Source organism: Photobacterium alginatilyticum, from assembly GCF_009910675.1.
Taxonomy (GTDB): domain Bacteria; phylum Pseudomonadota; class Gammaproteobacteria; order Enterobacterales; family Vibrionaceae; genus Photobacterium; species Photobacterium alginatilyticum.
In genome coordinates, this window is sequence record NZ_RSEJ01000007.1 from 118,262 (window position 1) to 143,063 (window position 24,802).

Sequence of the window (24,802 nt, forward strand, 5' to 3'; positions counted from 1 at the left end):
CAGGTAAAGAGTAGCAAGAACTCCGGTTAGGCCATAGCACCTGAACAGCCATTTGAGTAAAATTTCTGCTAATAAATGCATTAGCCACTATTTTTACAAGGGGTATATACCCTTTGAGATATGAACTTTGGTATCTTTACCGCTTCACCTAACTAACTGAGCCAACATGCAAACCAGCCGCTTAAAACTTGCTTTTCGCCGCTACTGGGCGAACGACAGAATTAACTACAGTATTCGAGTTCTTATTGCGCTGGTCGGGATCGCATTCCCCTGCTGGTATCTGGACGCCACGACCGAAGTCACACCGCTGGTATTGGGGATTATTGCCGCCGCTCTTGCCGAAACCGACGATAACTTGACCGGGCGGATCAAAGCCCTGGTGATGACCCTGGCCTGTTTTCTTATTGCGGCCTTTTCGATCGAAATTCTGTTTGATTACCCTATTCTGTTTGCAGTCGGTCTGTTTAGCTCGACCTTCGGCTTTATCATGCTGGGCGCAATGGGAGCGCGTTATGCCAGCATCGCTTTTGCATCGTTGTTGCTGGCGGTCTATACCATGCTCGGTGCCGATCATAGCGTGAATCTCTGGTATCAGCCGATGTTACTGCTGGCCGGTGCATCTTGGTATGGCCTGCTCTCTCTGACATGGCAGGTCCTGTGGCCCAACCAACCGGTTCAGCAAAGCCTGGCTGCCGTTTTTACCGAATTTGCCCACTACCTCGACAGCAAAAGCAAGCTTTTCGAGCCTGTTAACAACATGGTACCGCAACCCCTTAGGCTAGAGGCTGCCGGACAGAACGCCCGGGTCGTCGCAGCCCTTAACGGTGCCAAGGCCACTTTGCTCAACCGCGCCCGTCGTGGCCGACCGAACGATACCGGCGACAAATTCCTCAAGATCTACTTCCTGGCTCAGGATATTCATGAACGGGCAAGCTCTTCGCACTACCGCTACCAAGACCTGGCAGCCGCATTTCAGCGCAGCGATGTTCTGTTTCGTTTTCAGCGATTACTGACCAGTCAGGCCAAGGCCTGTCGCGAAGTTTCGCATGCGCTGGCAATGGGCAAACCCTACCGGCACGGTGCAGACAGTGTCAGAGCACTCGACGAGCTTCAGGAATCGCTACTGTATCTGAAAAACCAGCACAACCCGAAATGGCGAACCTATCTGATCCAGCTCGAGTACCTGTTCAACAACCTTGCGACTGTAGAACGCCAGCTTTCAAATGTGAGCAACCCCGATGTCGCACAGACCGGCAATGATATAGAGCTGGCCGACAACGAAGCACGCAATATGAAAGCACGCTGGCAACGTATTACCAGCCAGTTCACACCGGACTCTATGCTATTTCGCCACGCCTTGCGGATGGCTATCGCACTGACCGTCGGTTACGGTGTCATTCAGGCTCTGGAGCTGGAACGAGGCTACTGGATCCTGCTTACCACCCTGTTTGTGTGCCAGCCTAACTACAGCGCCACCCGACAGAAACTGGTGCAGCGAGTACTCGGTACGCTTGGCGGCCTGCTGGCCGGGATCCCATTGCTGTATTTATTTCCGGGCCAAGAAGGCCAGCTGGTACTCATGGTACTGGCCGGAGTCTTGTTCTTTGCGTTCCGCACCGTGCGCTATGGGCTGGCAACCGCGTTCATTACCTTGCTAGTGCTATTCTGCTTCAATCAGCTTGGCGAAGGGTACGCCGTGATCCTGCCGCGTCTGGGCGACACCTTGCTTGGCTGCTTGCTCGCCGTGCTGGCTGTGAGCTTTATTTTGCCTGACTGGCAGGCAAACCGACTGCACAAGGTCATGGCCTCGGCCATTACCACTAACCGTGACTACCTCGGTCAAATCATCGGCCAGTACCGAATCGGCAAAAAAGACAGCCTGAACTACCGCATTGCCCGTCGCGATGCCCACAATACCGACGCCCAGTTGAGTACTGCCATCAGTAATATGCTGGCCGAGCCCGGCCGCTACCGAATGGCAACCGACGAGAGCTTTCGTTTTCTGACGCTCAATCATGCGATGCTGAGCTATATCTCTGCCTTGGGTGCCCACAGGACCCAGCTTGATGATGAGCAAACCCATCACCTGGTCGCCAAGGCACACCGCCAGATCCACGCGCACCTTGATTGCCTGGCAGAGCAACTCGACGGCAACCAATGCAGTCAGGCACCAAGTTCGGATACCGATCTAGAGCAACAACTTGCCCAGTGGCGGGACGAAGACTGTAAGTCCGTCCGTATGGTGTTGCAGCAGCTTCACCTAATCCAGCGAATGCTGCCAGAGCTACACTCGCTGGCCAACAAGCTTGCAGCCAGAACCAGCAAACAAACGGCCTAGCGCAAAAAAGTGACTTGAAGCCGGACTGTGATAACCTGCCGCTTCAAGTCACTGCAAATTGAGCACCACACTGAAAGGAATCAGTATGTCCGAAATTGCCAATACACCTGAACCACCTTATTACGCCGTTATCTTTACCTCCGAACGCACCGAAGGTGACAACGGCTATGGGATCATGGCAGATAAAATGGTCGAACTTGCCAGTATACAGCCCGGCTTTCTGGGTATCGAATCTGCAAGAGAGGGCGTCGGTATTACCGTTTCCTACTGGCGCGACTTAGCAGCCATCAAAGCCTGGAAGGCAAATGCAGAGCACCAAATAGCACAGAAAAAAGGCCGCAAAGAATGGTATTCAACGTTCAAGGTCAGGATATCCAAAGTCGAACGAGACTATGGTCTCTAGCACGGTATTTGTGGGTTGATCAAGCGTGAGTCCCTGGAAGATGTCGACAGGCACTCAATATGAAGAAACTCGTCGCCATTACCACAGCTGACAACCAACGCTGTATCAGACTACTGGACAAACTGGGATTACAGTTTGTAGGAAATATCGAAGAGCCCGAAGCCGCACCGACTCTCGGACTTTATGCCATGGAATTATAACTAAACGTCCGAAAGCGACGCTTTCAGTTTCTCCATACCGCCATCAATGCTAACCAACGGCGTATATCCCAGGTCGCGTTTGGCGGCGGTGATATCAAAATAATGGCTCGTCGACAGCTGCCTTGCCACAAAGCGAGTCATCACTGGCTCTTCTTTTTTGCCCAACGTTCCGTATACCCACTCCAAAAGCGAGCCGACACAATAGGCCAAACCGGCAGGCACTCGCTTGTTAACTTCGGGTAAGTCGGCGCTCGCCAGTATCTTGTTCAGCATCGCCGCCATCGTAATGGGTTCATCATTGCTGAGAAAGTACGCCTTGCCGGCACACGCTTTTTCGTCCCCGGACAGGCTAACAGCGGCCAAAACATGGGCATAGGCGGCATTATCGACGTAAATCGTATCAACCAGCTTATCTTCCCTGCCGACGAGCTTTAAGCGCCCCGCCCGGGCACGCTCAATCACCCGTGGAACGAGATGAGGATCACCCGGGCCCCAGATGAGATGGGGACGCAGAGCAACCGTATTCAAACTACTTTGGTTAGCCTTGAGCACAAGCTGCTCGGCAATGGCTTTCGACTCGGCATAGTAGTTAAGATAGCTACCGGCATAAGGAGCAGACTCATCTATTCCCGCTTCATCCCTTCCTGCAAACGTCACACTCGGTGTGCTGGTGTACACCAGCTTATCAATATCGAGCGCCTGACACGCCTCAATGATATTGCGAGCGCCCTCCACGTTCGGGCGGAAATAAGCATCCCTGTCTCCCCAGACACCCGCTTTCGAGGCAACATGGAAGACCACATCACAGCCTTGCATGGCGGCTAGTATTGCTGGTTTGTCACAAATGTCACCCTTGACCATCCTGACGCCCATCAACTCAAGATCCGGATAGCTCCCCCGAGCAAAGCCCGTCACATCAATCCCCGCTGCCCGCAGGTAGCGACAAATGGCCTTACCCAGAAAGCCTCCTGCTCCTGTTACGAACGCATGGCTAACCTTCAGCGCCAGCGCCTGCAGTGCCTTTGATTCTTCAGGCCGGAGTTCGTGATTAACCGTGCTAGCGGAGATATTTAGATCGCTTACCATCGAGTGCCTTATGTGTGCTCGTTATTTTGAAATGCTGTCTTGCGCCCAGACCGCAAGTTTCTCACGGAAGATTTTCGCATTGTGGCGAATATCGACAGGGAAGTCAGGGTGGATCAGAAAGTCAACAATGCCTGCGGTCTGGCGATGTTTCTCACCTATAGCTCTGAGCTCGTCATAAAAATGCTCTACCGCTGACTCTGACTTTTCTAACTCACCCCCATTTTCAAGCTCTACACACAACAATGGCGCAGTCTCGCCCCTGATTTCTACACCGACTAGTGCGGTACGTCTGACTTTTGGGTGAGTATTGAAGATACGCTCACACGGGATCGAAAAGTAGGGCTCGCCATCGAACGTCGAACCTGCACGATTGGCCTCGACCCGGTGGGCTTTACGACCACACATCCATAACTGGCCATGCTGGTCGAGATAGCCTAAATCTCCCATACGGTGGCGAATACTGTGCTCAGCCGGGCCATCGGCAATGTCTATGATCTTGGCTTGTTCCGTCGCACTGGCACGACGGTAATAAGAGTGGCTGACCATCGGTCCTTTCACGACAATTTCACCAATGGTATCTACGGGTAGCCGCAGTGCCTCGTCCCATTTGGTAATTGGATCGTCTGTGATCGCAATGATCGCTACATCAACCCCGCCAACTGGCTTCCCGACGCATATGCCTCCACCGCTATCAGTAATATCGGTTGTATTAAGGAGCTTCTCACTCCCGATCATCGTCAGCGGCAAGGACTCTGTCGCACCATAGGAATTTAGTACCTCGACACCGCCTTTCAGCATCTTGCTAAAACGGGCAATCGATGAAATTGTCGCCGGTGCGCCGGCAGAAATCACTCGTCGAATACGAGGCAAGGTATGCGCTTTAGCTTTTGTGCTAGCTGTGCCCGCTTGGCCCAGCCGCTCGATAAGGGCCGGATTCACAAACATATTACTGCACTGATATTGTTCGATTGCGGCAAAGAGGTTGTCAGGGTTGGCGGTGATCGGTTTGCTGGCATCCATATCAGGGACAATCGATGCCATCCCGAGTGCTGGCCCGAACAGAGAGAACAACGGGAAAGTGGCAAGATCGCGCTCACCGGGAACAATACCGTAATCGTTTTTCAGCACATTGATTTGTGCCTCAAACATGGCGTGGGTATACACCACTCCTTTGGGTGTTCCGGTACTGCCGCTGGTAAACAAAATGGCAGCCATTTCATCATCACCGAGCAATGCCATATTGTGGGTTATTGGCGTCTTGTTATTCGCTGACGAAGCCTGATAGTTAGCATCGGCCTTCAACAATGCTTTCAGGCTAGTACCGCCAAAGACTTTGGCAAATAGCTCACTGCCGCCGACAGTCAACAAACGGCGGACACTCGACTTGCCCCAGCCAAATAAACAGCGCGCAATATGAGCTTTCGGGATCCCGATAAACGCATCGGGCTCGGCCTCGGCGAAACACTGCCTGAGATTCTTTATCCCCATGCCCGGATCGACAAGGATCGGGATCACTCCGGCTTTGAACAGGGCAAACGTCAGGGCAAAGAAATCGAGGCTGGGTGTTACCATCAGCACCGCTTTCATGCCGCGGGTAATACCATACTCAGCGAGTACCCGGGCAATGCGATCACTCTCGGCATCAAGCGCTGCAAAGTTCAGTTCCTGATAGCGAAACCTGCCGGTCAGCAACCGCTTTTGCACCGCGACGGCAAGTGCATCTGGCGTTTCTTCCGCAGCTCGCTTCAGGTGGCGACAGATATTGGCCTGATGCTCATCAGCCATGTGGGCTATACCTCGCTTTGCGGCGTATCGTTAAGAAAATCGGTGATCAGCGGGACGACTTCGTCACTCGCATCTTCAAGAATATAGTGGCCGCAATCGGCAAACTCATGCACCGTGGCATGCGGCATTCTCTCACGCCACTCTGCCAAGAAATGCTTGTCAAAGACAAAGTCTTTCAACCCCCAGCAGATTAATGTCGGCACCTGTGAGAAACTCGGTAGGCTTGCGGCAATATCAGAGACGAGCTGATAGTTTCTGTCACCTTCGCGCAGCGGAATATCCTGAACAAAACGCAAGGTAGAGATCCGGTTTGCCCATGAATCAAACGGCGCTACATAAGCTTTACGCACTTCCGGGCTCATTGGTTTACGTTTTACACCCACATAGGATGCAATTGACGAAAAGGCATTGAAGCCACGCACCAGCCCAGTACCTAATAACGTATTGCGGCAAATCCACAGTGCCCACGGGAAAGGCTTTGATTCGGGCAGGTGAAATGCGCCTGTGTTCAAGACCACCAGACGCTTGATCCGATCAGGGTAGCGAGCAGCATACCCCATGCCGATCATTCCGCCCCAGTCATGAACCACCAGAGTGATGTTTTCCCGTACATCCAAGTGTTCCAGCAACGCCTCAAGATCGTCGATACGGTTGCTCAGAGTATAATCATATCCATCATCATCCGGCTTATCGGACAAACCGCAGCCAATATGATCCGGCACGATACACTGATGGTTATCGCTTAATGCTGTTACCAGATTACGGTAATAGAACGACCAGCTGGGATTACCATGAACCATCACAACAGGCTCGCCCTGCCCCTCATTGAGGTAGTGGAGCTTATGACCATTGCGATCAAGAAAGTTGCGCTTAAAGGGAAACAATGTGTCTAACATGACCATCCTTATTATGTACTGTTTGGTAGTTAACGACTGCTACCACTTAAGGCCCAACATCATGCAGTTTAGCCCGCTCCCTATACCCAGGAAGCTTACATTGTTGCCCGGTTTCAAAAAGCCGTGATCATGCGCCATCGCGGCGGTAACAGGCAAAGAAACACTGCCCATATTTCCCATCAGGCGATAGGTTGGGAATTCTTTACCAACAGGAATATTCAATGCATTTAGCACCTGTTTCCGGTTAGATGCCCCGACTTGGTGGCAAATAACCTTGTCGACCTGATCGACAACCCAGTTACGCTGCTCAAGAAAATGCTGCCAGGTATCTCGCGCCAGCTGAACCCCTTCCTTAAGCAGGCTCACACCGTCGGTACGCATATACTCACGGAACAACTGCGGCCCAACTTCCTGCAGGCCCCACTGGCAAAGATCGTGGTGTTCCGGTGCCGACAAATGACTCGCACCCAACAATTGGTGCTGACGTGTATTTTTAAGCGGCAGGCTACCATCAGTCAGCAACACAGCAACAGCCCCCGAGCCACCGGTCAGCGTTGCCAGCGACTGGGCAAAGTTCTGCATGGTCGGTTCGGCCAGCATATGATCAATGGTGATATCGACAATATGACGGGCTGATTCACAAGAAACCACTAAGCCAGCTTTAATCTGTCCCAACTCGATACGGTTGGCGATATCCAGGATGCCGGAAAGCACACCCAGACAGGCGTTGCTGATATCGTAAATGGCAGTATTGTTCGACACACCCAGCTCAGAGGCAATTCGACAGGCGGTAGCCGGTTCGTGCTGATCGCGGCATACGCCGGTATATATAACGGCACCCAGATCCTCGACTCTGACGCCCGTTTCATCGATCGATTTACGGGCTGCGGCCAGTGCGCCATCAGACAATACATGCCCCTTCGGCCACCAGCGGCGCTCTTCGATCCCGGTTAACGCGGCAAGCTGCCCCATCGGGATTCGGAATTTCTGATACAAAGGCGCTAAACGGGATTCAAGCTCAGAGCTTGTGACCACTTGTGGTGCTAGCTCGTAAGCCAGACTATTGATAAAAACGCGGGAATATTTCATTCAACTACTGTAACGGCTCACTATCTCGGTCCATACGGCACCGATCATCATTATTTATGCTTACTTGCGCGTCATTGGAGCAAGAAAAGAACGAGGATTCAATAAAAACTGCCAGATAACGAGATGTAGGCTGGCTCATATGACCAGTACAAAAGATATTATGTCAAAGGCAAACCTCATGTAGAGTGCCACTCGTGATACTTATTCTTGCCTAGGCAGAAAAGTATAGAACACCTTATTGATTTGAGAGACCGAAACCAAAATGAGCAAGGTATATCACCACCCGGTACAAATTTATTACGAAGATACTGACCACTCAGGCGTGGTATACCACCCTAACTTTCTCAAATATTTCGAACGCGCCCGTGAACATGTTATTGATAGTGACAAGTTGGCGCGGCTATGGAACGAGCATGGGCTCGGGTTTGCGGTCTATAAGGCCAATATGACCTTCCAGGATGGTGTTGAGTTTGCAGAGATTTGCGATATTCGCACCACATTTACCCTGGACGGAAAGTATAAGACCCTGTGGCGTCAGGAAGTCTGGCGTCCTGGAGCCACCCGGGCTGCCGTTATCGGCGATATCGAAATGGTCTGCCTGGATAAAGAAAAGCGTTTGCAGCCTGTTCCCGAAGAAATCCTGCGCTCTATGATGGATGAATGATCCACGCTATTACGCCATTCCAGTAGCCTTTCAATCATGCTTATTTGCAAAAATGAGGTATAGGTCAAGTTTTGGTGAAAATCTGAGTATTTGCACTAAAACAGCTAAGTTAACCCATTAAATTCAACTGGTTATAAATATTGATAATACAATAAAACGGATTTCCGATTTTATAACTGGTCTGAAGAGATCCTACCTCCCCATTCAGGCGATTGTAACGAAAAGCGACCTCGGGTAGGCTGCTGAGCCATCAACGGACGTAGCTGGCTTTCATACTGGATGGTAAGTACCTCCTTTTCTGATAATCGCAGCAGAATTATGATGGATACGACTTATATGGATGAAAGCACTACCGCAAATCGTAGAATGTCAGGAATATGCTACTGCTAATATGCACTTATCCATTTCTAGCAAATTCCAGCGCATTGCTACCGCCAATCACTTCCTAACTGGTGCCTTTCCACACCGGTTATTACCATATTTATTACACTTCTACCGACTTGCTTCGAACCCGTTGCCTACGAGCAACATCCGCACCGAATATTTTGCACCCGATTTTCGGGTGTTCAGTGGAGACTCATAATGAGCCAAACCCCAAACAACACGCCTGAATCGCAAGAAGACAAGCGACTCAACAAGCGTTTGAAAGACATGCCAATCGCTATTGTTGGTATGGCAAGTATCTTTGCGAACTCACGCTACCTGAACAAATTCTGGGATCTGATCAGCGAAAAGATTGACGCGATCACCGAAGTGCCTGAAACACACTGGCGTCCTGCAGACTACTACGATGCGGATAAGAGCACCCCGGATAAATCTTACTGCAAACGTGGCGGCTTCATGCCGGAAGTAGACTTCAACCCAATGGAGTTTGGCCTACCGCCAAATATTCTTGAATTAACAGATACCTCTCAGCTTCTTTCGCTAATCGTGGCCAAAGAAGTCTTGGCCGATGCCAAACTGCCGGCAGATTACGACCGCGATAAGATAGGTATTACACTCGGTGTTGGTGGCGGCCAGAAGATCAGCCAGAGCCTGAATGCCCGCCTTCAGTACCCTGTTCTAAAGAAAGTATTCAAAAATAGCGGGATCAGTGACGAAGACAGCGAGATGCTGATCAAAAAGTTCCAAGATCAGTACATTCACTGGGAAGAAAACTCATTCCCGGGCTCGCTGGGCAATGTCATCGCGGGCCGTATCGCAAACCGCTTTGATCTTGGCGGTATCAACTGCGTCGTCGACGCTGCCTGTGCCGGCTCCCTAGCTGCGCTTCGCATGGCCCTTGGCGAATTAGTCGACGGCCGCAGCGAGATGATGATCACCGGTGGCGTCTGTACCGACAACTCACCGACCATGTACATGAGCTTCTCCAAAACACCGGCATTCACCACCAACGAAACCATTCAGCCGTTTGATATAGATTCAAAGGGGATGATGATTGGTGAAGGCATCGGTATGATCGCCCTGAAGCGCCTGGAAGATGCTGAACGCGATGGCGACCGTATCTACTCGGTTATCAAAGGTGTCGGCGCCTCTTCGGACGGTAAGTTCAAGAGTATCTACGCTCCACGCCCTGAAGGTCAGGCCAAAGCCCTCAAGCGAGCCTATGATGATGCTGGGTTCGCCCCTCATACCCTTGGCCTGCTAGAGGCCCACGGTACTGGAACCGCTGCAGGTGACGTTGCAGAGTTCAAGGGCCTGAGCTCGGTATTCAGCGAAGATAATGACGAGAAGCAGCACATTGCACTGGGCTCGGTAAAATCGCAGATTGGCCATACCAAATCGACAGCGGGAACAGCGGGCCTGATCAAGGCTGCACTGGCACTGCACCACAAGGTGCTGCCGCCGACAATCAATGTCACCAGCCCGAATCCGAAACTAGAAATTGAAGATTCGCCTTTCTACCTCAACACCCAGACGCGTCCATGGATGCAGCGTGTTGATGGTACTCCGCGTCGTGCGGGTATCAGCTCATTTGGTTTTGGCGGTACCAACTTCCATGTCGTATTGGAAGAGTACACCCAGGAACATGCCCGGGGTGACAAGTACCGCCAACGTGAAGTTGCGCAAACATTGCTGTTCAGCGCAACATCTCGTGAGGCATTGCTTGCGAGCCTGAAAGAAACGGCAGCAAACATCGCAAGCAGTAAAACTGATCTAGCAGCACTGGCGAAGACTCAGGGCTTGCGCGGCATTGATACCACCCATTCACGTTTAGGCTTTGTCGCTAAATCCGATCAAGACCTCCAGGCTCAGCTAGGTCAGGCTATTTCAACGCTTGAGAAGCAGACGAAAGCACACTGGCAGCTACCAAACGGGATCAGCTACCGTGAATCAGCGCTTGTCTCTGAGCAAGGTTCGGCGAAAGTCGCTGCGCTCTTTGCCGGCCAGGGCTCACAATACCTCAATATGGGGCGTGAGCTGGCTTGTCATTACCCAGAAATGCGACAGCAACTCGCAAGCGCCGATCAGGTATTCGGCCAGAATAAAAAAACACCGTTATCACAGGTGCTTTTCCCTATCCCGGCTTTCAACAAGCAAGACACGGCTGCTCAGGAAGCCCTGTTAACCAATACCGCCAATGCGCAAAGTGCAATTGGTGTGGTTTCTATGGGTCAGTATCAATTGATGGCCCAGGCTGGTTTCAAAGCCGACATGGTCGCAGGCCACAGCTTTGGTGAGCTCAGCGCACTATGCGCATCAGGTGTTATTTCCCAGGAAGATTACTACCAGCTAGCGTTCCAGCGTGGCAATGCCATGGCTGCCAAACCTGCCGAAGGGGATAGCGGTACCATGTATGCCGTGATTCTCGAGGCAGATCAGCTAGCCGCCGTCGACACCTGCATCGGCGAGTTCGATGGTGTAAGCATCGCCAACTACAATGCACCGACACAGCTGGTCATTGCAGGTCCGACAGACAAAGCTCAACTGGCCGCAAAAGCGCTGACAGAGCAAGGCTTCAAGGCCATCCCTCTACCGGTGTCCGGTGCCTTCCACACCCCATTGGTTGCCCACGCACAAAAACCATTTGCTGCCGCCATTGATAAAGCGACATTCAGTGCCCCGGCTCTGCCGCTTTATTCCAATGCAACCGGCGAGCTGTATAAGAGTGACGGCAAAGCTATCAAGAAGGCATTCAAGCAGCACATGCTGCAGTCTGTGCGTTTCAGCGCTCAGGTTGAGGCGATGTACGATGCCGGTGCCCGGGTCTTTATCGAGTTTGGCCCGAAGAATATTTTGCAGAAGCTGGTTGAGAAAACCCTAGCTGAGAAAATCTCGGGCGAGCAGGCAACAGAGCTTTGTACGATTAGCATCAACCCGAACCCGAAAGGTGATAGTGATCAGCAACTCCGCCTAGCCGCCGTTCAGCTCGCTGTTGCGGGTATTACGCTAGACAATATCGACCCGTATCAGGCCGACATCGCCCAGCCAAGCGCAACATCACCAATGAATATCAAACTCAATGCGACCAATTACATCAGTGATACAACCCGAACCAAAATGGCCAAGTCATTGGCTACAGGAACGGTAAGTCCTGAAACTGAAATTGTCGAAAAAGTCGTTGAGAAAATTGTGGAAAAAGAAGTGATTAAAACCGAAATCCGCGAAGTACCGGTTGCCGCAGTGCAACCCGCTGAAGCTCCTGCAACAGCACCTGCACCTGCACCTGCACCTGCACAGCCAGTCAACCAGACAACATCACCGCTTGCCACTGGCGATGCATCATTGCATGCATTCTTTGCAGCCCAACAGCAGGCCGCTGAACTTCACCAGCAATTTTTGGCGATTCCGCAGCAATATGGTGATACTTTCACAACCTTGATGACAGAGCAGGCGAAGATGGCTGCTTCTGGTGTGGCTATCCCAGAGAGTCTGCAGCGCTCAATGGAAATGTTCCACCAGCATCAGGCAGAAACACTGAAAGCCCATGCGCATTACCTTGAACTTCAGGCAAAGAGCAATAGCTCTGCGCTAGGGTTGCTATCTTCACAACCTGTGTCACAGCCAGCTTCTGCGCCAACAGCAGTAGCTCCTGTTTCACGACCTGTTTCAGCACCGGTACAGCACGCTCCAGCAGCCCCTGTTGCTCAGGCACCACAAACTGTCGCAGCGACTCCAGCTCCGGTAACAGCACCAGAGCCAGTACAGGCCATCGCACCTGTTCAACAACCTGTGCAATCAGCGACACCATCAATAACAACAACATCACAACCGGTAGCGCCTGCGCCAGTTCAAGCCACTGGACAAACCGACAATGCTGAAAACGTTATGCTGGACGTCGTGGCAGAGAAGACCGGTTATCCGACAGAAATGCTCGATCTTGATATGGATATGGAAGCCGATCTGGGCATCGACTCCATCAAGCGTGTTGAGATCCTGGGCACGGTGCAAGAGCAGCTTCCTAGCCTGCCGGAACTGAACCCTGAAGATTTGGCTGAGTGCCGGACACTGCGCGAAATTGTCACCTACATGAACAGCAAGTTTCCGGCTGGCGCTGTATCAGCACCAGCACTAGAACCAGCAGCCGCGCCAGCATCAAATGGCCTTGATGCAACGCAAGTTCAAACCACCATGCTGGAGGTTGTCGCAGACAAGACAGGTTACCCGACCGAAATGCTGGATCTAGAGATGGATATGGAAGCCGACCTGGGCATCGATTCCATTAAGCGCGTTGAGATCCTGGGGACAGTTCAAGATCAGCTACCTACTCTGCCAGAATTAAACCCGGAAGATCTGGCTGAGTGCCGTACCCTAGGTGAAATCGTCACCTACATGAACAGCAAGCTACCGGCTTCTGTACCAGCAACTGCCATTGCTCCTGTAACAACACCAGTAACAGCAGCTGCACCGAGTGGCCTGGATGCGGCTCAAGTTCAGAGCACCATGCTAGACGTTGTCGCAGACAAGACTGGCTACCCAACCGAGATGCTTGACCTGGCGATGGATATGGAAGCCGATCTCGGCATCGATTCCATCAAGCGCGTTGAGATCTTAGGTACCGTACAGGATCAACTGCCAACGCTGCCTGAGCTAAACCCTGAAGATCTGGCTGAGTGTCGTACGCTTGGCGAAATCGTTGACTACATGAACAGCAAGCTACCTGCAGTGGCAATATCTGCAGCGCCTGCCTCAACAACCTCGGCTACAGCAACCGCACCGGTATCAGCACCTGCAGCAAGCGGTCTGGATGCGGCCCGAGTACAGAGCACCATGCTAGACGTTGTTGCAGACAAAACTGGCTACCCGTCAGAGATGCTCGACTTGGCGATGGATATGGAAGCCGATCTTGGCATCGACTCTATCAAGCGAGTTGAGATCCTAGGTACCGTTCAAGACCAGCTACCGACTCTTCCGGAACTGAACCCTGAAGATCTGGCCGAGTGTCGCACACTGGGCGAAATCGTTGACTACATGAACAGCAAACTGCCTGCAGCGCCTGTATCGACAACAGCAACGGTAGAAACGCCAGCACCAGTAGCAACTCCAGTTGCATCAAACGGCCTAGATGCGGCACATGTGCAAAGCACCATGCTGGATGTTGTTGCAGACAAAACCGGCTACCCGGCAGAAATGCTCGACCTGGCGATGGATATGGAAGCTGACCTGGGCATCGATTCCATCAAACGTGTAGAAATCTTGGGCACGGTTCAAGACCAGCTACCGACACTGCCGGAGCTTAATCCTGAAGATTTGGCAGAGTGCCGGACACTGGGCGAGATCGTTACCTATATGCAAAGCAAGCTATCAGGTTCCGCAGCTGCAGCCCCGGTGGTTGAAGCCATTGTTAAAACAGTAACTGAAGTAGCAAACGTAGAGCTTCCTCCTCACAATGAGGTGGCGCTAAAAAAGTTACCAGCGGTAGATAAACTAACAGACTGTTTTTCCGAAGACGCATGTATCGTGATCACCGATGACGGTCACAATGCCGGCGTTCTGGCAGAAAAGCTCAGTGCTCATGGCCTTGACGTTGCCGTAGTACGCAGTCCTCTATCTGCCGCTTCACCACTGAACAGCGAAATTGCCAGCTACCCGTTAGCCAGTATCGATGAAGCCGGCGTAAAAGCCGTCATCGCAGAAATTGAAAACAAGCACAAAGCAATTGGTGGATTCATTCACCTCCAGCCGGTTACGGCAGATGCTCAAGCAGACAGCGCAGAAATAGCATTGAACGGCGATGCGAAACAAAGCATTTCAGTCGCGTTCTTGTTTGCCAAATTGCTTCATACTCAGCTGAACAGTTCGTCGACATCAGGCCGTCACTGCTTCTTTACTGTCAGCCGCATCGATGGTGGTTTTGGCTACCGCGATGCTGAGCAGCTAGCCAAGGCAGAACTGAACCAGGCAGCATTGTCTGGCCTGACGAAAACATTAAGCCACGAGTGGCCGAACGTGTTCTGTCGAGCTTTAGATATTGCTCCTGCTGTTGATGCGCGTCACCTTGCTGAAGCCATCACTGCTGAACTTTTTGATATTGATACTCAAGCAGTCGAAGTCGGCTTTTATGAACCCAATAACGGTGAATCAGGTCGAGCAACCTTAACGGCTGTAGAGGCCGGGGCTGCACAAACGAAAAACGCCGCAGCGAAGCTATCCAGCACAGATAAGGTACTGGTCACCGGCGGTGCTAAAGGTGTCACTTTCGAGTGTGCACTAACACTGGCAAAACAATGCAAGTCACACTTCATCCTAGCCGGGCGCAGTAAGCATGTTTCGGCCAGCGAGTTGCCAGCATGGGCTCAGGGCAAACAAGAAAATGAGCTAAAACCTGCGGCAATTGCCCATCTTCAGGCTTCTGGTGACAAACCGACACCAAAGAAAGTCGATGCGCTATTAAAACCGGTATTAAGCAGCCTTGAGATCAATGCTGCACTGGCCGCGTTTACCAACGTAGGGGCAAGTGCCGAATACCTTAGTCTTGATGTATCAAACAGTGAATCAGTCGCCAAAACACTAACAGCTCTGTCTCAGGGCGGTGACATCACCGGTCTGATCCATGGAGCAGGTGTACTGGCGGACAGACATATTCAGGACAAAACCCTGGATGAGCTAAACCTTGTTTATGGCACCAAAGTCGGTGGTCTGGGCGCGGTATTAAGCGCGCTAGACTGCAGCAAGTTAAAACTGGTTGCGATGTTCTCGTCTGCAGCAGGCTTCTACGGCAACACGGGTCAGAGCGATTACGCGATGTCCAACGAAATCCTGAACAAGGCCGCACTGCAATTCTCAGCACGTCACCCGGAAACGAAAGTCATGAGCTTCAACTGGGGGCCTTGGGATGGCGGTATGGTCAATCCTGCGCTGAAGAAAATGTTCACCGACCGCGGGGTATACGTGATCCCTCTGCAAGCTGGCGCCGAATTATTCAGCACTCAGCTTCTGAGCGAAACAGGTATTCAGCTACTGATCGGTTCAAGCATGCAAGGCGCTGAGAGCAAGGAAGACATTGTAAAAAAGCCTGATGCGGAGTCTGTGCTGGTAGCAAAGAGTCCGCTGACAACAAGCATCACTGTAACTCGCGACCTTGATCCGAAAGCAATGCCTTTCATCAAGGATCACTGCATTGCCGGTAACCCAGTGTTACCGACAGTGTGTGCTATCCAGTGGATGCGCGAAACAGCAGAAAAACTGTTAGGTGCGAACGTCACTGTTCGCAACTACAAACTGCTTAAAGGCGTGATATTTGAAACGGACGATGTGCAGACCCTGACATTGACCCTGACCCCGGAAACAAAGCCGGGTACTAAGGCAGATGGTCAAATCAAAGCCTTGATCAGTTGCCAGGGCCGACCTCAATATCAGGCGATGCTGGTTACAGAAACAGTCACTGGCCCGGAAGCGCTGTCGCAAGAAACAACCTTCGCGGCGAATACAAGCGAGCCGGTGACAACAGCGGAAACCCTGTACAGCAACGGCACCCTGTTCCATGGCCCGAGACTGCAAGGTATTCAGGCTATCGAGCGATTCGATGAATCAGGTTTGCTGGCAACATGTCAGCTACCGACGGTTGACGATACCGACTGCGGAGCGTTTGTCGCCACCCTGCATACCGGTGGATGCCAGCCGTTCGCGGAAGACTATCTGCTTCAGGCGATGCTGGTTTGGGCAAGGTTGAAATACGGCGCAGCGAGCCTGCCTTCTGCGATCGGTGAGTTTGTTTCTTACCGACCGATGCGAGCAGGTGATAAAGGCTGGCTGGAACTAGAGGTCATTAAAACCACCTCCCGCTCTCTGCAAGCCAACATCACGCTCTACCATCAGGATGGTCGTCTGAGTGCCGTCATGAAAGGTGCCAAAGTGACGATCAGCAAGAGCCTCAACGAGGCATTCTTGGTGAAGTCCGAGCCAGAAAAGGAGCTTCTGTCATAGTGACTGACTCTTCTAATAAAGCGATGCCGTTGCGCATCGCTCTTTTAGCCCGGCCAGCATATGCTGCTGGGCTTTCTGCCGATTGTTTTCCTTCGCTCACAGCCGCTGAGACAATCTCAATTTCTGATTTTTCGGAAACCGCGATTGTAGAAAAAAGTGCTTTTGAACAAGCGCTTCAGGCAGCCGTTGAGGCCGTCAATCAGGGTAAGCCCGTTCGACTCATCGCAGATGCCAAAAAGGGTAACTCGCAGTCAGACGTCTTGATGCTGGCGGGATTAACTGCAGCCCAGAACAAAATTCACCCTCATGCTTATCTTTCAGGTTTCGCTGATACTCTCGAGCAAGCTATTGCCCAGTCGCGCCGTCCAGCCGGTGATATCACTCACCAGCAAGATTTTGACACGCTGACAGCCACTCAGAAGTTCGCGGCGTTCTACCAGTTGATTGAAGATATTGCCGGGCGTACGCTGTCAGAGCAGTATTGGTTTACCGAACCGCACAAAGCACGAGTCGCCAGCCTTACGTTCAGTCAACAAAGCAGTGTCGTATTGACTCAGGCGACAGGCCTGCAAGCGCCTCACTCACTGTTAAACTCTGCTCGACTGCTGTTTATCGTCTCCGGGCTGAATGAAGCCGAGCTACAGGCAAAGCTGGAGCAGCTCAGCCAGAGTTTGAACCGTCTGACTGAAAGTGACTGTGAACCAGATGCCCTGCTCCGTCTGATGAGCGAAAACATCAGACACTACCTGGCCGAGACAGCCAGTAAGCCTGATTCAACGAATCCACAATCACAACAGGTCATTGTGCTTCAGGGGGCTTCCGCGGCTGCCGTGCAGCAGGAAATCTCTGCCCTCCGCAGTGCCCTTCCCAAGGTGATGGCCGAGCACAGCCACTACAAGACACCGGCGGGCAGCTGTTTCTCACCATCACCAAACAGCCGTAGCGGTGTCGCATTTGTTTACCCCGGTGTCGGAACGGTATATCCGGGCATGTTCCGCGAATTACATCGCTATTTCCCGGCACTTTATGCTCGTCTTGAACGTGAAGGCAATCTCAAAGAAATGCTACAGGCCGAGAAAACATACGGCGCAGACCCTGCTGACATGACGTTGGGCGAACTTGCCATTGCCGGTGTCGGTAGCAGCTACCTGCTAACCCAGCTGTTATGTGAAGAGTTTGCGGTGAAGCCTGATTTTGCCCTCGGCTACTCCAAGGGGGAAGCCTCAATGTGGGCCAGCTTGGGCGTATGGAAAAAACCGCATGCCCTGATCGAGATGACCCAGACCAGCCCGATCTTCACCACGGCGATCTCCGGTAAACTCACCGCCGTTCGTGAAGCGTGGCAGTTAGGTGACAACGATTCGATCACATGGAATAGCTTTGTCGTCCGTAGTGAGCCGGAAGCCATTCAAGCTCTGCTACCTGAATTCCCGCATGCTTACCTGGCCATTATTCAAGGTGATACTTGTGTATTGGCCGGCTGTGAGAATGATTGCCGTGCCCTGCTCAAAAAGCTAGGCAAGCGCGGAATTGCAGCGAACCGGGTTACCGCAATGCACACACCACCTGCAATGAGCCAGCACCAGCAGGTCACGGAGTTTTACTGTCAGCCACTTTGTGAGCAGCTGCCAGAGCATATTCGCTTTATCAGTGCGGCTGGCCTCTTGCCTAAGAATCAAAGTAAGACAGGCCCCCTAAATAAGCCGGTTCAGATTGATAGCCAGAGTATCGCCGATTCCATCGCTGATACCTTCTGCTCAACCTTGGATTTTACGGCGCTGATCCGCAGCGCTCGTGAGCAGGGAGCCCGGCTATTTATCGAAGTAGGCGCAGACAGACAGACCTGCACGCTCATCGACAAGATCAACCGTGCCGATGAAGTGACAACCGAAAGTTGCACCATCGCAGCTAATGCCAAAGGCGGAGAAGATATTCTCACCCTGCTCAAGTGTCTGGGTCAGCTCATCACACACCAAATCCCACTGTCGCTGGAGCCTTTGTTGCAAGGGCTTGAACAGCAGCAATTGAATGCCTCGTCGGCAGATAATATGTCTTTGTCGGCGCACAAAATACAAGGAGAGCCAGTTTGAGTTCTCAACACAAAACAACCGACGCGCACAGCACCAGCAAGAAAATTGCCATTGTTGGTTTAGCTAACCAGTATCCAGACGCAGATACGCCAAAAACATTTTGGCAAAACCTGCTGGACAAGAGAGACTCTCGCAGCACATTGAGCGCTGAAAAACTCGGCGCCAATCCCGACAGTTATCAGGGCCAACAAGGAGAGTCCGACCGTTTTTACTGTGATAAGGGCGGTTACATCCAGAACTTCAGTTTCGACCCGAGCGGATACCGCTTGCCCGCCGAGAAGTTCGAAAACCTTGACGACAGTTTTCTCTGGGCACTGGATACCAGCCGCAAAGCGCTGGCAGATGCCGGGATCCCGTTAAATGCCACGGTACTAGATCGGACAGGCGTGATCATGGGCGCATTGTCATTCCCGACGACGCGCTCCAATGATTTATTCCTGCCGCTCTATCACTCTGCGGTAGAGAAAGCACTGAAAGCAAAACTGGGGAATGAGCACTTTTCACTCAGCCCTTCGAATGCAGTGGCACGAGACAGCAATTCGGCCAACGGTGCCGCAGCACATAATGCTTCCAAGCTAGTTGCAGACGCACTCGGCCTGGGCAGTGCCCAGCTCAGCCTCGATGCAGCCTGTGCCAGTTCAGTCTACTCACTAAAACTGGCCTGTGACTACCTCAATACCGGCAAGGCCGATATGATGCTGGCAGGTGCCGTTTCCGGTGCCGATCCGTTCTTCATCAACATGGGCTTCTCGATCTTCCATGCCTATCCGGATCACGGCGTCTCAGTACCGTTCGATAGCAACAGCAAAGGCCTGTTTGCCGGCGAAGGGGCTGGCGTACTGGTACTGAAGCGGCTCGAAGATGCAGAGCGCGACGGCGATCATATCTATGCAGTCGTCAGCGGGATCGGCCTGTCCAATGACGGACGTGGCCAGTTTGTCCTTAGCCCAAACAGCAAAGGACAGGTTCAGGCATTTGAGCGCGCCTATGAGGCTAGCGATTTGTCCCCTGAGAGCATCGAGGTAATTGAATGTCACGCCACTGGTACTCCTCTGGGTGACAAAGTCGAGCTGACCTCCATGGAGCGTTTCTTTGCCGACAAGCTAAACGGGACTCAGGCTCCCTTGATTGGCTCGGCAAAATCCAACCTTGGTCACTTGCTCACGGCGGCAGGTATGCCAGGGATCATGAAAATGATCTTCGCAATGCGTGACGGTACTCTGCCACCGAGCATTAATCTATCGACTCCGCTTTCTTCTCCTGATGGCTTATTTGGATCGCATACACTGCCGACCCAGGTTCAACCATGGCCAGATAAAGCCGGGAACCCTGCACGACGTGCCGGTGTTTCGGTGTTTGGCTTTGGCGGCTGTAACGCACACCTGTTGTTGGAAGCCTATTCTTCTCACTCGGAGCAACCCGGAATTACGGCTGGCGCACAGGTACAGAATCAAGTACAGAATAAAAAGTCGCCGGTATCAGCCCCGTTGAAGATCACCGGCCTGGCCTCGCACTTCGGTTCATTGAAAACCATTAATGCACTGAACCATGCCATCGAAACCGGCGCAGATGCCTTTGTTGCTCTGCCGAAGAAACGCTGGAAAGGGCTGGATCAGCACCCTGAGCTATTGAACCAGTTCGGCTTGCATACCGTGCCCCACGGTGCCTATATTGATCAGTTCGAGCTGGATTTCTTGCGTTTCAAAGTCCCGCCCAATGAGGATGACCGTCTGATCTCCCAGCAGTTGCTGCTCATGAAAGTTGCAGACGAAGCGATTCGGGATGCCAAGCTTGAAGCCGGACAAAAAGTTGCCGTACTGGTCGCAATGGAAACCGAGCTGGAAATGCACCAGTTCCGCGGTCGCGTTAACCTGCACACACAACTTGCCGATAGCCTGGACAACATGGGGATCACCCTGACTGACAGCGAATACCAGTCGCTTGAAGCCATTGCCATGGACAGTGTGCTGGATGCCGCCAAGCTCAACCAGTACACCAGCTTTATCGGTAACATCATGGCGTCGCGTATTGCCTCGCTGTGGGATTTCAACGGCCCGGCATTTACCATTTCTGCGGCAGAGCAGTCTGTTGCCCGCTGTATTGATGTCGCGCAGAACCTGATGTCACAAGAATCTTTAGACGCTGTCGTCATCGCCGCCGTCGATCTCAGCGGCAGTGCCGAGCAGGTGATCCTCAAAAACAGCATTACTCCCGTCGCCTCGACGGCACAAGACAGTGGCTGGCATGTCGGCGAAGGTGCCGGTGCAATAGTTCTCGTTGATGAACAAGAAGCGGCCGCTAGCCATAGCTACGGCTCAATCGATGCCCTCGGGTTTGGTTCAGTCAGCCAGAGCCAGTCGATTACCGATCGTCTTCTGACTGAAACCGGTATTGCTGCGGACAATATTAGCTTGCTGGAGCTTAACCAAGCGCCAGAAAGCACTGATATTACGGCTTACCCTCTGTCTCGAGCAGCACAAACACAGGCCAGCCGTCGCATGGGTCACTGTTATGCAGCATCAGGTATGGCGAGTATCCTCCACGGGCTATTGAGCCTGAACCAAACGGCTTTCCCCGCCAAGGCAAAAGCAGCCATCGTCGCGAGTATCAGTGAAGGTCAATGTTCACAGCTTGTTGTCACCCAGACAGACACAGAAACACACTCCCTGACGGCAAGGCTTGCAAGCGAGCTCGCCGTTGACTCAACACGACAGCTAATCAAACAGGTTACCCTGGGCGGGCGTGATATCTACCAGCATATCGTGACAGCGGATCTTCCTGAACTTCAGCAGATCCAGCAGAAAGCTGCGAACTCAAGACCGCGTATACAGTCCCCGGTGAAGACAATGGCTAAGGCTATGTCCATAACTAAGCCCGTGGCCCAGCCTCTAACCAGGCCCGAGGCACCAACGCCATCCGTATCCCCGACTCTGGCAACACCTGACCAGAGTCCGAGCACAGGTATTCAAAGCAATATGACCAACGTCCTATCCGCTAACGATCACAATGACTCAGTTTCAACGCAGCACGCTTCATTTGTCGAAAATCAACTGTTGGCACAGCAGGTCCATCAGGCCTTCCTGCAAAACCGCGAACAGGGGTTGAAGATGGCCGATGCCCTATTGAAGGCACAGCTTAACGAAGTCACCGCGCAAATGAATGCGGGCAATAGTCAGGTAGGTAACTATCAGCCTGACACAGTTTCAGAGCCGATCTCACCAACACAAAACGTAGTGGCTACACCAGCAGAAACGGTTATCGCAAAACCAATCCGTAAGCCCTGCATTTGGGACTATGAAGACTTGGTCGAGTATGCCGAAGGTGACATCGCCAATGTCTTTGGCCCTGACTACGCGATTATCGACAGTTACTCGCGCCGGGTAAGGCTGCCAACTACCGATTACCTGCTGGTATCGCGAGTCACTAAGCTAGATGCGCAAATGCTGGAGTACAAACCAAGTACGATGACCACGGAGTACGACATTCCAGTGGATGCACCTTACCTGGTTGACGGTCAGATCCCTTGGGCTGTCGCGGTCGAATCTGGTCAGTGTGATTTAATGCTCATTAGCTACCTCGGCATCGATTTCGAAAACAAGGGCGAGCGGGTTTATCGTCTGCTTGATTGCACCCTCACCTTCCTCGGCGACCTGCCGCGTGGTGGCGATACCCTGCGATACGATATCTCCATCAACAACTTTGCCCGTAACGGCGATACCCTGCTGTTCTTCTTCTCCTACGAATGTTTCGTCGGCGACAAGATGATCCTGAAAATGGATAACGGCTGCGCAGGCTTCTTCACCGATGAAGAGCTGGCGGACGGCAAAGGGGTTATCCGTACCGAAGATGAACTGAAGGCACGTAACCTGGCCGTTAAGCAACGCTTTAACCCGTTATTGCATTGCCAGAAGACCCAATTCGATTATCATGCCTTGCATCACCTGCTGAGTGCCGATATTGCCGGTTGCTTTGGTGACAGCCACATCTCTGACCGAAACCAGCCATCGCTGTGCTTCAGCTCAGAGAAATTCATGATGATTGAGCAAGTCAGCCACGTTGACCCGCATGGCGGCACCTGGGGACTGGGCTTGGTTGAAGGCCACAAACAGCTTGAACCTGAGCACTGGTATTTCCCTTGCCACTTCAAAGATGACTCTGTGATGGCCGGCTCATTGATGGCTGAGGGCTGTGGTCAGTTGCTGCAGTTCTTTATGATGTATTTGGGTATGCACACCCAGGTCCAGAGTGGTCGCTTCCAGCCGCTTGAAAGCGCACCGCAAAAAGTTCGCTGCCGTGGTCAGGTTATACCGCAATCTGCCGTGCTGACTTACCGGATGGAGGTGACGGAAATTGGCCTGAGTCCGCGCCCGTATGCAAAAGCAAACATTGATATTCTGCTTGACGGCAAAGTCGTGGTCGACTTCCAGAACTTGGGCGTGATGATCAAAGAAGAAGCTGAATGTACTCGCTACATCGGTTCATCAGACTATATTGCCGAAGATAATATTGCTGAAGATCATATTGTTGAAAGTGTTGTTGCTGAAGTGAAAGCAGTACAAACGACATTACAAACTACAGCACAAGCAATAAACCAGCCAGCCTCTGCCAATGCACCTCTGATGGCGCAAGTTCCCGATCTGAATACGGCACCGAACAAAGGCGTTATCCCGCTTCAGCACGTAGAAGCACCAATAACGCCGGATTACCCAAATCGCGTTCCTGACACGGTACCGTTCACGCCGTACCATATGTTCGAGTTTGCTACCGGTGATATCGAAAAATGTTTCGGCCCGGACTTCGCTATCTATCGCGGCATGATCCCACCGCGCACCCCGTGTGGTGACCTACAGCTGACCACCCGTGTCATAGAAGTTAACGGTACCCGCGGCGATTTTAAAACACCGTCGTCATGTATCGCTGAATATGAAGTGCCGGAAAATGCCTGGTACTTCAACGAAAACAGCCACAGCGCCCTCATGCCTTATTCGGTATTGATGGAAATTTCGCTCCAGCCAAATGGCTTTATTTCAGGCTATATGGGCACTACCCTGGGCTTCCCTGGCCAGGAGCTGTTTTTCCGTAACCTTGATGGCAGCGGCAAGATGCTGCGCAATGTTGACCTGCGCGGCAAAACGATTGTTAATGATTCCCGTCTGCTTTCAACCGTTATGATGGGTACCAACATAGTGCAGAGCTTCAGCTTCGAGCTAAGTACTGACGGCGTACCTTTCTATGAAGGTACCGCGGTATTTGGTTACTTCAAAGGTGAAGCACTGAAAGATCAGCTGGGACTGGATAACGGTAAAGTGACACAGCCTTGGCACATCGAAAATAGTCGCACGCCTGATGTCACTATCAACCTGCTTGATAAGCAAAGCCGCTACTTCAATGCCCCGCTGTCAGCAACAGGCGAAGCACGTCCACATTACCAGCTGGCTGGCGGACGACTGAATTTCATCGATAAAGTTGAAATAACCAGTGACGGTGGTAAATCAGGCTTAGGTTACCTGTATGCAGAGCGAACGATTGATCCAAGCGATTGGTTCTTCCAGTTCCATTTCCACCAAGATCCGGTCATGCCGGGCTCTCTGGGTGTGGAAGCAATTATCGAACTGATGCAAACTTACGCCCTGAACAAAGATTTAGGTGCCGGATTCCGTTCGCCGAAATTCGGCCAGATCCAATCTGAAGTGAAGTGGAAATACCGTGGCCAGATCAACCCGCTGAACAAGCAAATGTCACTGGATGTCCACATCACTGCAATTAAAGACGAAGACGGTAAACGCATCATCATTGGTGATGCCAACCTGAGCAAAGACGGCCTGCGTATTTACGAAGTCAAAGACATTGCCATCTGTATTGAAGAAGCTTGAGTTAGGAACGA

The 24,802-nt window shown here is 52.1% G+C and carries 11 protein-coding genes; 7 read left to right on the top strand and 4 right to left on the bottom strand.

The window, feature by feature from the left end:
- The first annotated feature begins 166 nt into the window (after positions 1-166).
- From yccS to EIZ48_RS08810, 3 genes are all read left to right on the top strand, one after another.
- Complete coding sequence (gene yccS, locus EIZ48_RS08800) at positions 167-2,338, top strand: YccS family putative transporter (protein ID WP_160650195.1); 2,172 nt, start codon at positions 167-169, stop codon at positions 2,336-2,338.
- An 85-nt stretch (positions 2,339-2,423) separates the two neighbouring features.
- A complete protein-coding gene (locus EIZ48_RS08805) occupies positions 2,424-2,741 on the top strand; it encodes an antibiotic biosynthesis monooxygenase family protein (RefSeq protein WP_160650196.1) in 318 nt (105 codons plus the stop codon).
- Between the two features lie 59 nt (positions 2,742-2,800).
- A complete protein-coding gene (locus EIZ48_RS08810) occupies positions 2,801-2,941 on the top strand; it encodes a hypothetical protein (protein ID WP_160650198.1) in 141 nt (46 codons plus the stop codon).
- Here the strand turns inward: EIZ48_RS08810 and oleD are convergent, their stop codons facing one another.
- From oleD to EIZ48_RS08830, 4 genes are read right to left on the bottom strand one after another with little or no spacing between them, the layout of a single operon-like run.
- Positions 2,942-4,027 (bottom strand): 2-alkyl-3-oxoalkanoate reductase, encoded by a 1,086-nt coding sequence (gene oleD / locus EIZ48_RS08815; protein WP_160650200.1) that lies wholly within the window; start codon positions 4,025-4,027, stop codon positions 2,942-2,944.
- Between the two features lie 21 nt (positions 4,028-4,048).
- On the bottom strand, positions 4,049-5,812 hold the full coding sequence (gene oleC, locus EIZ48_RS08820) for an olefin beta-lactone synthetase (RefSeq protein ID WP_160650202.1): 1,764 nt from the start codon (positions 5,810-5,812) through the stop codon (positions 4,049-4,051).
- A gap of 5 nt (positions 5,813-5,817) precedes the next feature.
- Complete coding sequence (locus EIZ48_RS08825; RefSeq protein WP_160650204.1) at positions 5,818-6,708, bottom strand: alpha/beta fold hydrolase; 891 nt, start codon at positions 6,706-6,708, stop codon at positions 5,818-5,820.
- A gap of 39 nt (positions 6,709-6,747) precedes the next feature.
- Positions 6,748-7,797 (bottom strand): 3-oxoacyl-ACP synthase III, encoded by a 1,050-nt coding sequence (locus tag EIZ48_RS08830; RefSeq protein ID WP_160650206.1) that lies wholly within the window; start codon positions 7,795-7,797, stop codon positions 6,748-6,750.
- 262 nt (positions 7,798-8,059) lie between these two features.
- Here EIZ48_RS08830 and EIZ48_RS08835 point away from each other — a divergent pair, with 262 nt between their 5' ends.
- The 4 genes from EIZ48_RS08835 to EIZ48_RS08850 all read left to right on the top strand — a co-directional run bounded on the left by EIZ48_RS08835 (position 8,060) and on the right by EIZ48_RS08850 (position 24,791).
- Positions 8,060-8,461: a thioesterase family protein gene (locus tag EIZ48_RS08835; protein WP_160650208.1), complete on the top strand. Its 402-nt coding sequence runs from the start codon at positions 8,060-8,062 to the stop codon at positions 8,459-8,461.
- Between the two features lie 582 nt (positions 8,462-9,043).
- A complete protein-coding gene (locus EIZ48_RS08840) occupies positions 9,044-16,828 on the top strand; it encodes a type I polyketide synthase (protein ID WP_160650210.1) in 7,785 nt (2,594 codons plus the stop codon).
- Positions 16,828-18,918 (top strand): PfaB family protein, encoded by a 2,091-nt coding sequence (locus EIZ48_RS08845; RefSeq protein WP_160650212.1) that lies wholly within the window; start codon positions 16,828-16,830, stop codon positions 18,916-18,918. Before EIZ48_RS08840 ends, EIZ48_RS08845 begins: the two co-directional genes overlap by 1 nt.
- Positions 18,915-24,791 (top strand): hotdog fold thioesterase, encoded by a 5,877-nt coding sequence (locus EIZ48_RS08850; RefSeq protein ID WP_160650214.1) that lies wholly within the window; start codon positions 18,915-18,917, stop codon positions 24,789-24,791. Before EIZ48_RS08845 ends, EIZ48_RS08850 begins: the two co-directional genes overlap by 4 nt.
- The last annotated feature ends 11 nt before the right edge of the window (positions 24,792-24,802 follow it).